Raw genomic sequence first — 440 nt, 5'->3', positions numbered from 1 at the left:
GTGTTGGGGATGAGCATTCCCACCAGCAATACGTAGACGGGCAGTCTTGCCGAACAAGTGGCCAGCGGAACGCCGAGCATCGTCGCGATGCGGTCTTTGGCCGAGGGAATGGTGCGGGTGGCCCTCACGCCGGGGCTGGCGCAGGCGAAGGACGAGAGCATGGCGACAAAGGCCCGCCCCTCCAGCCAGGAACGGCTCATGACTTTATCCATGAGGAATGCCGCCCGTGACATGTAACCCACTGCGTCTAGCAGGGCCAACAGCAGGTACATCAACAGGATCTGTGGGACGAAGGTCAGCACGGAGCCGACACCGCCGATGATTCCGTCTCCCAGCAGACCGGCCAGGATCTGGTTGGAGACGTTGTCGTCGACCCAGCCTCCCAACCAGCTGAAGAAGTTGTCGATGGCATCTTGTGCCGGTGCCGCCCAGGTGAACAG

1 protein-coding gene is annotated in these 440 nt (G+C 62.0%); it reads right to left on the bottom strand.

Annotated elements, in window-relative coordinates:
• The coding region (locus tag CRD60_RS08535; RefSeq protein WP_130473100.1) for a nucleoside recognition domain-containing protein at nt 1–440 on the bottom strand (440 nt) is incomplete at both ends.

Origin of the sequence: Bifidobacterium aemilianum (assembly GCF_003315635.1) — a bacterium.
Taxonomy (GTDB): Bacteria; Actinomycetota; Actinomycetes; order Actinomycetales; family Bifidobacteriaceae; genus Bifidobacterium; species Bifidobacterium aemilianum.
Note: the sequence above shows the minus strand (reverse complement) of the source record. Positions and strands in the feature narration are given on the sequence as shown.